Origin of the sequence: Arsukibacterium sp., assembly GCF_018402695.1 — a bacterium.
In the GTDB taxonomy this organism is placed as follows: domain Bacteria; phylum Pseudomonadota; class Gammaproteobacteria; order Enterobacterales; family Alteromonadaceae; genus Alishewanella.
Window position 1 is genome coordinate 381,334 of the sequence record NZ_JAGYIM010000024.1, and the last position, 13,202, is coordinate 394,535.

The following is a 13,202-nucleotide window of genomic DNA, read 5'->3' on the forward strand; positions in this document are numbered from 1 at the left end:
TGAAAACCGCCTAGGCGGTTTTGGATTGTTTGGCGTCGGCTAAGGTATCGCGGCAACGTTTTTCAACGGTGACCAGCTCCATTAGCACCACTTTAATATCGTCCAGTTGCTGATGCAGTTCGCTCTTCTTCTGCTCGATTAATTTCAGCATGGTATTTAATTGGGTAACGCTGCTTTTATCTGCGTCGTAAAGTTCAAACAACTGGCCGGTTTCGGCCAGGCTGAACCCCAGCCGTTTACCACGTAGAATAAGCTTTAACCTTACCCGGTCACGTTTGCTGTAAATGCGGGTCTGGCCATTACGTAAAGGCGTAAGCAGCCGCTGGTCTTCGTAAAACCGAATGCTGCGGGTCGTAATGTCGAACTCTTTAGCCAGCTCGCTGATACTGTAGGTTTTTTCTTCTTTTTCTGTCATAACCGCCTTCCCGAAAAACGCCATCAACTATAAGTGAAGTTTACGTAAAGGTAAAGCTGATGGTGGGTGTTGAAAATCAACAAAAGAGCGATTTGCTTGGCTTTGTAAAGCAAAAATGCCAGAGTTTGCTGGTCCGACTGTACAGTTTAATGAACCATTTCCCGAACTATAATCGGCCGACACTACCATAGTGCTAGATGGTTGACGTTGGCGTAAACGTAAATTTGGTGTAGGCTCTTGGGCATCTTTTCAGGCCAACCTTGATAGGAGAGTAAAATGGCTTCTGACAATACCGGACACAATATTGTAATCGTTGCGGCAAAACGCACCGCGATGGGCGGCTTTATGGGCGGCTTAACCGAGGTTGACGCCACCGTGCTTGGCGCGACTGCCATTAAAGCGGCGTTAGAGCAGGCCGGTGTTAGTGGCGATAAGGTCAGCGAAGTAATTATGGGTAACGTGCTGCCAGCCGGTTTAGGCCAGGCCCCAGCGCGTCAGGCCACCTTAAAAGCGGGCTTACCGCTAACTGCCGGTGCAACTACTATCAATAAAGTATGTGGTTCAGGTTTGAAGGCCGTAATGCTGGCCAGTGATTTATTAAAAGCCGGTAGCGCCGATCTGGTCGTGGCCGGTGGCATGGAGTCGATGTCAAATGCGCCTTATTTATTGCCCAAAGCACGCAGCGGCTACCGCATGGGCCATGGCGAAGTTAAAGATCATATGATGCTGGACGGCCTGGAAAACGCCTACGATGGCAAAGCCATGGGCTGCTTTGCTCAGGGCACTGCGGATGAGAAAGGCATAACCCGCGAGCAGATGGACGCCTTTGCTGTGCAATCCACTACTCGTGCCCAGCAAGCGATCAGCAATGGTGCTTTTGAGGCTGAAATTGCCCCGGTTAGCTTTCAAACCCGTAAAGGCGAAGTGACCTTTAAGGTAGACGAGCAGCCAGGCAATGCCAAACTGGATAAAATTCCGTCTTTACGGCCGGCTTTTGCTAAAGACGGCACCATTACAGCGGCAAACTCCAGCTCTATTTCTGATGGCGCGGCAGCACTGGTATTAATGCGCGAAGCAGATGCCAAAGCCCAGGGCGCTACCATTCTGGCCCGCGTTGTGGCGCACAGCACTAATTCCATGGAGCCGGCGCTGTTTACCGTTGCCCCGGTTGGCGCGATGCAAAAAGTATTGCAAAAAGCCGGCTGGGATAAAGAGCAGGTCGATTTATGGGAAATTAACGAAGCTTTTGCCATGGTAACCATGCTGGCGATTAACGAGCTGGGGCTGGATGAAGCCAAAGTAAACGTTAACGGCGGTGCCTGCGCGTTGGGCCACCCGATAGGTGCGTCAGGCGCCCGTATTCTGGTTACCCTTATTCATGCGCTGCGTAACCGCGGCCTGAGTAAAGGCGTCGCCTCACTGTGTATCGGTGGCGGTGAAGCCGTCGCTTTAGCAGTTGAAGTTCTGTAAATCAGAACAGTATTAGAAAATTAGGAGTGAGGTTGGGAACCCGATAGCGCAGCCGCAGAGTGTCTGAAGATTTGTGCAACAAATCTGAGTTGCTGTGGCGAGCACAGCGGGTATCGCAACCGATCTCTTTGCACCGAAATACCGCCGTTCAGCACAACCTCTTATTAAACATATAACAGGCTGATGGCATACCCAACAACCGGGAGAAGCAATATGACACAACAGGTTAAGCATTTTATCGACGGCGAGTTCGTCACCTCAAACAGTGACAAACTGATCCCCGTCACCAACCCGGCTACTCAGGAAGTGATTGCCCAGGTACCTTGCGCCACAGCAGAGGAAATGACCCGGGCGGTCGAGTCGGCCAAAGCGGCCTTTTTAACCTGGAAAGAAGTGCCGGTATCAGAGCGCGCCCGCTTAATGATGCGCTTTGCGCATTTATTAAAAGAGCACCAGGCCGAAATTGCCGACATTATCTGCCGGGAGCTGGGTAAAACCGTTGAAGACGCTAAAGGCGATGTCTGGCGTGGTATCGAAGTGGTGGAGCAAGCCGCCAATATCCCCTCATTAATGATGGGCGAAACCGTTGAAAACGTCGCGCGCAGCATCGACACCTACAGCTACATTCAACCATTGGGCGTCTGTGCCGGCATTACCCCGTTTAACTTCCCGGCGATGATCCCACTGTGGATGTTCCCAATGGCCATTGCCTGCGGCAATACCTTTATTTTAAAACCGTCAGAGCAAGATCCGATGACGGTAAATAAAATTGCTGAACTGTTTGTACAAGCTGGTGCGCCTAAAGGCGTGTTGCAGGTCGTGCACGGCGCGAAAGAGCAGGTCGATGCGATACTGCACCACCCGGATATTAAAGCCATTTCGTTTGTCGGTTCAGTCAATGTTGGCCAGTATATTTACAAAACCGGTACCGACAACTTAAAACGGGTACAGGCTTTTGCCGGCGCGAAAAACCATATGGTCATTATGCCGGATGCGAATAAGCAGCAGGTAGTAAATGCCCTGGTTGGTGCATCAGTAGGTGCGGCCGGTCAGCGTTGTATGGCGATATCTGTTGCGGTATTTGTTGGTGCTGCTGCCGAGTGGATCCCGGAAGTAGCGGCGGCCATTGGCAAAGTTCGGCCTGGTGTCTATACCGACCCGAACGCGGCTTACGGCCCGCAAATCAGCCCGCAGGCGCGTGCCCGGGTATTGTCGTTAATTGAGCAGGGTAAAAAAGAAGGCGCCACCTGTGTGCTGGATGGCTCAGACTGCAAAGTGGAAGGTTATCCAGACGGTAACTGGGTTGGCCCAACCGTGTTTAGCAATGTCACTACCGAGATGGAAATTTATAAGCAAGAAATTTTTGGCCCGGTGTTAACCACCATGCAGGTGCCGACACTGCAGGATGCGCTGAAAGTAGTTAATGACAGCCCTTACGGTAACGGTACGTCAATCTTTACCGCCAGCGGTGCGGCTGCCCGTAAGTACCAGCATGAAGTGGAAGTAGGCCAGGTCGGGATTAACATTCCAATTCCGGTGCCACTGCCGTTCTTCTCGTTTACTGGCTGGAAAGGCTCGTTCTATGGCGATCAGCATGCTTATGGTAAGCAGGCGGTGCGTTTTTACACTGAGACCAAAACCATTACTGCCCGCTGGTTTGACGACGATATTCCGGTTTCTGGCCCTAATATGTCAATTAACCTGCGTTAATAAAAGCAACAAGACGGGCTTAGTGAATAACTGAGCCTTATTGAGGAGGCCAGCACACTTTGCACGCCGACACGCCATAAACCGTCCCTGGGGGCTCGTTTCCGCCCGTCCAGGGCTTCAACGGTCGGCTTAGCAAAGTCTGCAGTCCTCATCAGACATCGGATTTAAATCAGGATGTAGCAATGAATTTCAATTTAACAGAAGACCAGCAAGCCTTTGTTGATGTGGCCAAACAGTTTGCTGAACAAGAACTGGCGCCGCATGCCGCAAAGTGGGACCGGGATCATCATTTCCCGAAAGACGTGATTCAAAAAGCCGGTGAGCTGGGCTTTTGCTCGCTGTATACCGCTGAAGATGACGGCGGTATGGGTTTATCCCGGCTGGATTCGTCGATTATTTTTGAGCAACTGGCGATGGGCTGTACCGCCACCACCGCCATGCTGACTATTCACAATATGGCCACCTGGATGATTGCCACCTGGGGCACGGCGGACGCCAAAGCCGAGTGGGTAGAGCATTTAGTCACCGGCCAGAAGCTTGCATCGTACTGCTTAACCGAGCCGGGCTCAGGCTCAGATGCGGCGGGTTTACGTACCTCTGCCAAAAAAGATGGCAGTGACTATGTGCTAAACGGCTCGAAGATGTTTATCTCTGGCGCCGGAGAAACCGAAGTATTAGTGGTGATGGCCCGTACCGGCGAAGCTGGCCCCAAAGGCATTTCTGCCTTTATTGTGCCAGCCGATGCCAAAGGGGTTATTTATGGTAAAGCCGAAGAAAAAATGGGCTGGAATGCTCAGCCAACCCGCTTAATTACCTTTGAAGATGTGCGTATTCCTGCCCATTACCTGCTGGGCAACGAAGGCGAAGGTTTTGGTTTTGCCATGAAAGGCCTGGACGGCGGCCGGATAAATATCGCCACCTGTTCTATTGGTACTGCCCAGCAGGCACTAAATACTGCCCGTAACTATATGCTGGAGCGTCAGCAGTTTGGTAAGCCCCTGGCAGCGTTTCAGGCACTGCAGTTTAAACTGGCTGATATGGCCACCGAGTTAGTGGCTGCCCGCCAGTTGGTGCGTTTAGCGGCGTTTAAGCTGGATGAAAAAGACGGTGAAGCCACTGCATACTGTGCCATGGCTAAACGCTTTGCCACTGATGTTGGCTTTCAGGTGTGCGATCAGGCGCTGCAGCTGCACGGTGGCTATGGCTACATTAAGGAATATCCGCTGGAGCGGCATTTCCGCGATGTGCGGGTGCACCAGATTTTGGAAGGCACCAATGAAATTATGCGGTTGATTATCGGCCGGCGGTTACTGGATGAAGCTGCAGGCGACATTCTGTAACCAAGATAACGGATAATGTTCGTGGTTTAGCGAAAAGGTGAACCAGGTTTGTTCACGCCGACACGCCGTAAACCCATCCCTGGGGGCTCGTTTCCGCCCGTCCAGGGCTTCAACGGTCGGCTTAGAACAAACCTTATTCACCTCGTTCAACTTCCGAGTATTGCCAAAAAAGGAGACATTAATGGCTCAATTAACACTGGAAAAGCGCGGCCACACGGCGCTTATCACCATGGCAAACCCGCCAGCCAACACCTGGACCCATGCCAGCTTAACCGAGTTGCGCGACACGGTTATCAGCCTGAACAATGACAAAGATATTTATGCATTAGTGATCACCGGCGAAGGTGACAAATTCTTCTCAGCCGGTGCCGATTTAAAACTGTTTGCTGATGGCGACAAAGCCGTTGCCAGCGATATGGCGCGGATTTTTGGCGAAGCTTTTGAAACCTTAAGCGCCTTTCGTGGCGTGTCGATTGCTGCCATTAATGGCTATGCGATGGGCGGCGGTTTAGAAGTCGCACTTGCCTGTGATATCCGTATTGCCGAGCAACAAGCGCAAATGGCGCTGCCAGAAGCCAAAGTAGGCTTACTGCCTTGTGCGGGTGGCACCCAGAATCTGGCGTGGCTGGTCGGCGAAGGCTGGGCCAAACGAATGATTTTATGCGGCGAGCGGCTAAATGCTGAAAAAGCGCTGCAAATTGGTTTAGTCGAAGAAGTGGTAGCCACCGGTACCGTATTAGAGGCTGCACTAGCGCTGGCCGATAAAGTGGCCGGCCAGAGTCCGGTGGCGGTAACCGCCTGTAAAAAGCTAATCCAGCAGGGGCGGACCGGCAATATTAATGCAGCCTTGCCATTAGAGCGCGAGCTGTTTGTTGGTTTGTTCGACACTAAAGATCAGGTTGAAGGTGTGCAGGCCTTTTTAGAAAAACGCCAGGCAAACTGGGTAAACGGGTGATGAGTATGAGCACAGACGTAGTGTTATATCAGGAACTTACGGCTGACAATGGCAAAAAAATTGCGGTTGCTACCCTTAACTCTGAAAAGTCGTTAAATGCGTTAAGTTTGCCGATGGTCGAGTCGTTATTGCCGCAAATGCAGGCCTGGAAGGACGACCCAAGCATAGCCATGGTGTTGCTGCAAGGTGCTGGCGACAAAGCCTTTTGCGCCGGTGGTGATATCCGTGATTTATACCAGGCAATGAAAGAAAGCCCAGATTATTATCACCCCTATGTGGAAGAGTTTTTCACCAAAGAATATACCCTGGATTATTTAATCCACACCTTTGATAAGCCCGTGCTGGTATGGGGTAATGGCATAGTGATGGGCGGTGGCCTCGGCCTGATGGCCGGCGCCTCGCACCGGGTAGTCACAGCCAGCAGCCGCATCGCCATGCCGGAAATGGCGATTGGTTTATACCCGGATGTCGGTGCCAGCTGGTTTTTAAACCGGATGCCGCCAGGCTGCGGCATCTTTTTAGGGTTAACCGGCGCGTCAATTAATGCCGCCGATGCTAAATTTATTCATCTGGCCGATCATTTTATTCTGCACGAAGATAAAGCGGCGCTGGTTGATAAACTTTTAACCGTGAAATGGGGCGAAACCATTGCCCTGAATCATCAGAAGTTATCAGATGTGTTACGCAGCGCAGAGGAGCAGTGTCGCACTAAAATGCCATTGAGCCAGATCCGGCCGCATCAAAGTGCCATTACTGCGCTGGCAGATATCAACAGTTTGCCGCAAGTGATTAGTGCTATTAATGATATGGAGGGTGACGATAAATGGCTGGTCAAAGCCAAGCAATCGTTAGCTTATGGCAGCCCGATCACCGCTCATATTGTTTTCAGATTATTGCAACTGGGCCAGAGTAAAATTCTCGCCGACAGTTTCCGGCTGGAACTGGGTATTAGTGTGCAATGTGGTCAGCTGGGCGAGTTTCAGGAAGGGGTGCGTGCTTTATTGATTGATAAAGACTTAACCCCAAAATGGCAGTACCCAACAGTAGCCGAGGTACCAGCTGAGGTTATCGAGTTATTATTCAGCTCACCCTGGCCGGACAATGAGCACCCGTTAAAAGATCTGGGCTTACTGGATAGTTAATTTACCAGAACAACTGCAAGGAATTTATTATGGCTAAAGTTGCATTTATCGGTTTAGGAAATATGGGTGGCCCAATGGCCACTAACTTATTAAAAGCCGGCCACGACGTTATCGCGTTCGATTTGTCCGAAGCAGCGCTGGCGCAGATAAAAGCGGAAGGTGCTAAAGTCGCCAGTTCTGCCAAAGAGGCCGTTGCCGGCACCGATTATGTTATTTCTATGCTGCCGGCGGGTAAGCATGTCATTGGCCTGTATCTGGGCGAGCAGGGCATTGCCAGCGCTATCAGCAAGCAGGCACTGGTTATCGATTGTTCTACCATTGATGCCGAAAGTGCCCGCACGGTTGGCATAGGCTTAGCCGAGCAGGGTATCGCTTTTATCGATGCACCAGTATCAGGCGGAGTAGGCGGCGCCAAAGCCGGTACCTTAACCTTTATTGTTGGTGGCGCCAGCCAGGACTTTCAAAATGCCCACACTGTGCTTAGCAATATGGGTAAAAACCTGTTCCATGCCGGGGCTATTGGCGCGGGTCAGGTCGCAAAAATTTGTAATAATATGCTGCTGAGCATTTTAATGGCTGGCACCTCTGAAGCGCTGCAAATGGGCATTAATAATGGCCTGGACCCGAAAGTATTGTCAGACATTATGCTGAAAAGCTCGGGCCGGAACTGGACATTAGAGCTATACAACCCTTGTCCGGGTGTGATGGATAATGTGCCGTCTTCTAATGATTATCAGGGTGGCTTTATGGTCGACCTGATGGCCAAAGACTTAGGCCTGGCGCTGGAAGCGGCTAACCACAGTGGCAGTGACACGCCATTAGGTGAGCTGGCGCATAACTTATATGTGCAGCATCAGCAGGCCGGTAACGGCAAACTGGATTTTTCCAGTATTTTTAAGATGTTTGAAAAGAATGCCTGATAGTTGGTAATAGGTTGATTCTGGTTAGGCGGTCGCAGGCAACCGCTGCTACTGCGTACATTTTTTCTGCAACACGCCATAAACCGTCCATGGGGCTCGGTTCCGGCCATCCATGGCCTGCAACGGTCTCCGAAAAAAGTACATCCGTATCCGCTGCTACGGCTTTTTAAACCAGCTCGACGTTACATCAGAGACATACGCGGATGTACTTTTTTGGCGGAACGTCTTTTTCATGGATGAAAAAGAGGAGCCTACAGGGAGGTATTTACGGCGTTTTCGACGAAAAATGTACGCAGCGGCTGGCGGATTTTCGGGTTAAAGCCCAATTGGAATTGAACGAAAGCAAAGCTTTCAGCTTTGTTGCTAACAGAAAGATGAGCCTGCACGCCGTAAAATTTTCGAAGCGCAGGCCTTTATGGAGAAAGCTGTATGAAGCTGCAAAACAAAACCATTGTAATTACCGGCGGCGCCCAGGGCCTGGGCCTGGAAATGGCCAGGATGTGTGCCAGCGAAGGCGCCAAACTGGCATTAATTGATATGAATGCCGAGCAGTTAGCGGCCGCCAAAGCCGAGCTTTCAGCCAGCACTACTGTGCAAACCTACAGCGCCAACGTAGCAGACGAAGCTCAGGTAGAAGAGACTTTTAGCCAAATCGACAGCGATTTTAACGGCATCGACGGCCTGATTAATAATGCTGGCATTTTACGTGACGGCCTGTTGCTGAAATACAAAGACGGTGAGCTGGTCAGTAAAATGTCACTGGCGCAGTTTCAGTCAGTTATTGACGTTAACCTGACCGGAGTATTTCTGTGTGGCCGTGAAGCGGCTGCCGTTATGGTTAAGCGCGGCACCAAGGGCGTTATTATTAATATGTCGAGTGTCGCCCGGGGCGGCAATATGGGCCAGACTAACTATGCCGCGTCTAAAGCCGGCGTGGTAGCGATGACAGTAACCTGGGCCCGCGAGCTGGGGCGCTTTGGTATTCGGGTCGGTGCTATCGCGCCCGGTGTGATCCGCACCGCCATGACTGACGCCATGAAGCCTGAAGCACGTGATCGTTTAGAGAAAATGAAACCGGTAGGCCGCTTAGGCGAAGCCAGTGAAATTGCCCACACCGCCAAGTACATTTTCGAAAACGACTTTTTCACCGGTCGGGTAGTGGAAATAGACGGTGGCATCAGCATGTAAGCTGGGTGCTATGGAGATAAAAAAGACGCTGCGGCGTCTTTTTGTTTTGGGATGCCCCGTAAAAGTGTCAATTTTTTTCAAGGCTGGCCAGTCAATTTTGTTTGGGTAGTTTTATTCCAAATTATTTATATAAATTATCAGTACCTGCACTCGTTCTATACAGTAGAGTCCAGACGCTATTCAATGAGTATTAATTACATCTTTTCAGACAGGCGCCTAAATACCTGCTAATTGTAAAAAATATGAGCGTTGACAGTATCTGTTTTTGATACTAATCTGGTTTTACCTAACCCTATGGTAACAAATGGACTTAAAAATGAAAAAAACAACTAAAGTTTTTGTAGGTTTTAGCTTACTTGGCGTGCTAACCATGTTTCCATTGAGTGCGCAGCCAGATAACCCTGATTCAATCAATTTGGCCTGTGCAGAGGGTCAATGCGATGGTGACATACTCAGCCTTCATAAATTGGCTCGTTATGGTAATTATGAAGCAATGACCTTGCTTAGTATGGTTTATGCCACTGGTGATGGCCGTGAAGCAGACCATGAAAAGGCGCTGAATTATCTTGAACGTGCGGTAAAAAATCGCTCTCCAATGGCTGTGTTTCTAATGTCTGAATGGTACCGTGAGGGATTTGTTGTGGCTCAGGACCTACAACAAGCTGCTAAGTTTTTAGCAGAGGCCGTCAAATTGAATCATCCACCGGCGCAATACAGAAAAGCGTTACAGTTACTGCAGCAGCCAGATACTGCCAATGTTACTGAAGCCATTACCTTGCTGGAGCAGGCAAGTGACAAGCGGTTAGTCGATGCGATGTTTTTGCTTGCCAGAATGAAAATGAATGGTGCTTTTGTAGAAACCGATCTTGAAGGCGCGGCCCAACTCTATAAGAAGCTTGTGCTCTCTGGTCATGATCAGTCCAGACCATATTTACGTGAAACTATCGCTATGCTGGCAGCCGAACCCGGTAAATCAGCACTCGTGGCAGATTTGCAACAATCATATGATGTCGAAGTAATCCGGGTTATTGACCGTGATTTTAATGCGACCTCTTTACTTAGTAATGCAATTAGTCAGATGAACCGCACAGGGATTTATTCTCGTGGCAGTATGAATAAGTTTCCGGCGGCAACTTGCGATGTTACTAATACCTGCCTTTCTTTCAGGCCTCAGCCTGGTGAAAAAAGTCTCAGACAAGTACTCACTGGACAAAAGTAAATTAGAATCAGCCTTTGTTATTTAATGCGCCAGCTTTAAAAACTGGCGCATTAAACCAGTAATGATTAGAAGGTGTAACAATGACAAAAGCTAGTATGCTTTTTTTGACGGCCAGTATGATGATTGCAGCGAGTTTGTCTCCTTCATACGCTCAGTCAAACACCCCTGATGGTGACGTTGCCGCCTGTGCTGATGACAAATGTGACGATGAAATAAGGACCCTGCACCGCATGGCCCGTTTTGGTAGTTTTGAGGCCATGACCCTACTCAGTATGGTATACGCAACCGGCGATGGCCGTGACGCTGACCCTGAAAAGGCGCTGAGTTATTTACAGCGCGCTGTCAGTTATCGCCATCCGACGGCGGTATTTTTACTGTCGGAATGGTATCGCGAAGGATTAGTTGTTACACAGGATCTGCAAAAAGCGCATACCCTGCTAACCCAAGCGGTTGAATTAAAACATACCCCCGCCCAATACAAAAAAGCACTGCTGTTACTTCAGCAGCCTGATGAAGCTGACATAGCGACCGGCGTTGAGTTGCTGGAGCAAGCAAGTGATAAGCGATTACTCGATGCGATGTTCCTGCTAGCCAGATTAAAGCAGCAGGGTGCCTATACCGAGCTTGATTTGGAAGGTGCCGCCCAGCTTTTTAAGAACCTGGTGTTGTCTGGTCATGAAGAGTCCAGGCCTTATTTAAAGGAAACCATTGCAATACTGACACCAAAGCCTGAAGCAGCGGAATTGGTAGCGGATTTGCAACAGTCTTACGATATGGAAGTTATTCAGGTGTTTGGCCGTGATTTTAAACCTGACAACATACTGAGTACTGTGGTAACGCAATTAAATAATACCGGCATTTATACCAGGGGTAGTTTAAACAGGATAAGAACGATGCAATGTGACGGCAGGAATGGTTGCTATACCATGAAGCCGAAGCGGGGCGACAGAGATCTTAAACAAACACTGACTGGCCAACCATAACGACATTAAGTTAATTGATCTGTAAAACGCCGGCAAAGAATGCTGGCGTTTTTCTTAACGTAAGTGGTTCACCTAAAATCGAATTATGTGATAGCTTAACGGCTAAGAACAAGAGCCATACCCAAAATCATTGAAAGATGAGGGGTTTATATCAGGGATCTTCCATGAAAACCAGCTTACTGCTTGCAACGCTATTACTGACACCCACACTACTTACCCCAACCCTGGCCATCGCCGACGATAAAACCGAACTTATTGCATTGCTGGGCGAGTTTTTAGATGGCGCCACCCGTAACGACCCGGCTATTCATAATAAATACTGGGCCGACGAGCTCATTTATACCAGCTCAAACGGCACCCGCTTTGGTAAAGCTGAGTTAATGCAGTCAGTAAACAGCCGGGGTGAGTTAAAGCCCAATGAAATAGGCATGCGCTACAGCAGCGAAGATGTGCAAATTCTGCAATATGGCGACACCGCCGTAGTAGCTTTTACCCTGGTAGGAAAATCAGATACCGAAACTCTGCGCTTTTTCAACAGCGGTACTTTTATCCGCAAAAATGGTAACTGGCAGGCAGTGAACTGGCAGGCAACCAAAAAAGCAGAGTAGGGATGAAACACTATTTATTGATCTACCATACCGCGCACTGCTGCTGATTCGTTGCGACAGTGCTGACATTCCAACCGCCTTTGCCAAAGCCGAGCCACACGCGGTAAACGGCCTTATGAAAAGCTGGCATACGGTAGTAGGCGAGGGCGCTGCCAACCCGGTAATAACATAGGCAGCAAATTAACGTTAAAAGCCACAGCCACAGCAAGCGGCGTCGGTGTTGTGATCTTAAAGCGATGAACGGCTAATTCTGTTGTAGAAACACACAGAAACACAGTGGCGTTGTGACTAGTTTATCGCCCGCATTAAATAAACCAAATGAGTACGAGTAAAGATACTGGTTTTACTATAAAACCGTGGCCAATTTTACTTAACACTTACAACCAGAGGAAGTTCATGCCCTTCAGGCATGGCTATTACATCTGAGTGGGTATAAGTCTTACAAAACCACTCTTTATCCATAAAATAATAACAATATTTTTCGTTGGCGAGTGTTTCTCTCTCCATACATACAGGAGTCCGAGAACCTTTGTTTACAATCTGCAGGCCTAATGCTTTACAATTATCTGTTTCAGCTAAAAATACGGATCTCTCTTTTTGTAATGAGTAGCTCTTGTAAAGCTCAATCGAAAGCAATACTGTTACGGAGAAGAATACAACAGGCGGAATAGCTTTTATCGCAATAGGAGAGGTTTTTGCGACAAAAAATCCGATACTTCCAGCAATTGCAGAAATACCAATTAGTGATAATAAGCTTAAGTTCCATATTAAAACTTCATTTAGTATAAAGACTGAGCCTGCAAACATAACAACGGCTGCAACCCTGATGATTAAACTATCCGAATCCTTTAAATTTTTATTTGATAGCCAGTCAATTAACATTTTGCATCCATTCATTTTTTTTGCAGTGAGAGTATTACATTCTCTAATCAAAGACAATTAGTTGAAATTATTCAAAGGAAAACTCATTACTGGGTAGGAATAAGTTAGCTTAATGTCTGCTTTGTAGATTTGCAGATTATATATTACATAAATGGCGACAGTCTCAATTTCGCTCATAGCAGACTAAGGCATTGGTTTTTAAAACCCAACAAACAAAATATCCAAGCCTTCAGACACTTCATGATGTTTTTCTCAAGGCTGTTTAGTTTTAGAAGCATCAGATCTGGCCATTAGAATGATCGGTGCTGCGCCAGGGGTAAGCCATGTCGCTTGATAAATTCGTTAGAGCTGAGCTGGTAACGCCCAAAAA

Annotated in this window: 12 protein-coding genes; 10 read left to right on the top strand and 2 right to left on the bottom strand. The window is 48.7% G+C overall.

Features of this window, described 5'->3' with window-relative positions; all coding sequences use genetic code 11:
- Window positions 1-10: 10 nt before the first annotated feature.
- Window positions 11-415, bottom strand: coding sequence for a MerR family DNA-binding transcriptional regulator (locus KG631_RS17600; protein ID WP_214000939.1), 405 nt, complete (start codon window positions 413-415; stop codon window positions 11-13).
- 276 nt (window positions 416-691) lie between these two features.
- Here KG631_RS17600 and KG631_RS17605 point away from each other — a divergent pair, with 276 nt between their 5' ends.
- The 10 genes from KG631_RS17605 to KG631_RS17650 all read left to right on the top strand — a co-directional run bounded on the left by KG631_RS17605 (window position 692) and on the right by KG631_RS17650 (window position 11,950).
- On the top strand, window positions 692-1,885 hold the full coding sequence (locus KG631_RS17605) for an acetyl-CoA C-acyltransferase (protein ID WP_214000940.1): 1,194 nt from the start codon (window positions 692-694) through the stop codon (window positions 1,883-1,885).
- Window positions 1,886-2,098: 213 nt separating this feature from the next.
- Complete coding sequence (locus tag KG631_RS17610) at window positions 2,099-3,595, top strand: CoA-acylating methylmalonate-semialdehyde dehydrogenase (RefSeq protein ID WP_214000941.1); 1,497 nt, start codon at window positions 2,099-2,101, stop codon at window positions 3,593-3,595.
- 182 nt (window positions 3,596-3,777) lie between these two features.
- Window positions 3,778-4,935 carry an acyl-CoA dehydrogenase family protein gene (locus KG631_RS17615; RefSeq protein ID WP_214000942.1) on the top strand — a complete coding sequence of 386 codons (1,158 nt, stop codon included), beginning with the start codon at window positions 3,778-3,780 and terminating at the stop codon, window positions 4,933-4,935.
- Between the two features lie 181 nt (window positions 4,936-5,116).
- Window positions 5,117-5,890, top strand: coding sequence for an enoyl-CoA hydratase (locus tag KG631_RS17620; RefSeq protein WP_214000943.1), 774 nt, complete (start codon window positions 5,117-5,119; stop codon window positions 5,888-5,890).
- A 5-nt stretch (window positions 5,891-5,895) separates the two neighbouring features.
- Window positions 5,896-7,032 (top strand): enoyl-CoA hydratase/isomerase family protein, encoded by a 1,137-nt coding sequence (locus tag KG631_RS17625; RefSeq protein WP_301003976.1) that lies wholly within the window; start codon window positions 5,896-5,898, stop codon window positions 7,030-7,032.
- A gap of 29 nt (window positions 7,033-7,061) precedes the next feature.
- A complete protein-coding gene (gene mmsB / locus KG631_RS17630) occupies window positions 7,062-7,952 on the top strand; it encodes a 3-hydroxyisobutyrate dehydrogenase (protein ID WP_214000945.1) in 891 nt (296 codons plus the stop codon).
- A 429-nt stretch (window positions 7,953-8,381) separates the two neighbouring features.
- Entirely contained in the window at window positions 8,382-9,140 is a 759-nt protein-coding gene (locus KG631_RS17635; protein ID WP_214000946.1) for an SDR family oxidoreductase, read from the top strand.
- A gap of 316 nt (window positions 9,141-9,456) precedes the next feature.
- On the top strand, window positions 9,457-10,359 hold the full coding sequence (locus tag KG631_RS17640) for a tetratricopeptide repeat protein (RefSeq protein WP_214000947.1): 903 nt from the start codon (window positions 9,457-9,459) through the stop codon (window positions 10,357-10,359).
- 80 nt (window positions 10,360-10,439) lie between these two features.
- Window positions 10,440-11,342, top strand: a complete 903-nt coding sequence (locus tag KG631_RS17645) for a tetratricopeptide repeat protein (protein ID WP_214000948.1) — start codon at window positions 10,440-10,442, stop codon at window positions 11,340-11,342.
- A gap of 164 nt (window positions 11,343-11,506) precedes the next feature.
- Window positions 11,507-11,950: a nuclear transport factor 2 family protein gene (locus KG631_RS17650; protein ID WP_214000949.1), complete on the top strand. Its 444-nt coding sequence runs from the start codon at window positions 11,507-11,509 to the stop codon at window positions 11,948-11,950.
- A 366-nt stretch (window positions 11,951-12,316) separates the two neighbouring features.
- On the opposite strand, the gene KG631_RS17655 is transcribed toward KG631_RS17650, so the two are convergent.
- Window positions 12,317-12,832, bottom strand: a complete 516-nt coding sequence (locus KG631_RS17655; protein ID WP_214000950.1) for a hypothetical protein — start codon at window positions 12,830-12,832, stop codon at window positions 12,317-12,319.
- Window positions 12,833-13,202: the final 370 nt, after the last annotated feature.

Bases quoted from the DNA above. Each gene is read 5' to 3' on its own strand.
- KG631_RS17645 (WP_214000948.1), top strand. From the start codon at position 10,440: ATGACAAAAGCTAGTATGCTTTTTTTGACGGCCAGTATGATGATTGCA.
- KG631_RS17650 (WP_214000949.1), top strand. From the start codon at position 11,507: ATGAAAACCAGCTTACTGCTTGCAACGCTATTACTGACACCCACACTA.
- mmsB (WP_214000945.1), top strand. From the start codon at position 7,062: ATGGCTAAAGTTGCATTTATCGGTTTAGGAAATATGGGTGGCCCAATG.
- KG631_RS17600 (WP_214000939.1), bottom strand. From the start codon at position 415: ATGACAGAAAAAGAAGAAAAAACCTACAGTATCAGCGAGCTGGCTAAA.
- KG631_RS17625 (WP_301003976.1), top strand. From the start codon at position 5,896: ATGAGCACAGACGTAGTGTTATATCAGGAACTTACGGCTGACAATGGC.
- KG631_RS17655 (WP_214000950.1), bottom strand. From the start codon at position 12,832: ATGTTAATTGACTGGCTATCAAATAAAAATTTAAAGGATTCGGATAGT.
- KG631_RS17635 (WP_214000946.1), top strand. From the start codon at position 8,382: ATGAAGCTGCAAAACAAAACCATTGTAATTACCGGCGGCGCCCAGGGC.
- KG631_RS17640 (WP_214000947.1), top strand. From the start codon at position 9,457: ATGAAAAAAACAACTAAAGTTTTTGTAGGTTTTAGCTTACTTGGCGTG.
- KG631_RS17605 (WP_214000940.1), top strand. From the start codon at position 692: ATGGCTTCTGACAATACCGGACACAATATTGTAATCGTTGCGGCAAAA.
- KG631_RS17615 (WP_214000942.1), top strand. From the start codon at position 3,778: ATGAATTTCAATTTAACAGAAGACCAGCAAGCCTTTGTTGATGTGGCC.
- KG631_RS17610 (WP_214000941.1), top strand. From the start codon at position 2,099: ATGACACAACAGGTTAAGCATTTTATCGACGGCGAGTTCGTCACCTCA.
- KG631_RS17620 (WP_214000943.1), top strand. From the start codon at position 5,117: ATGGCTCAATTAACACTGGAAAAGCGCGGCCACACGGCGCTTATCACC.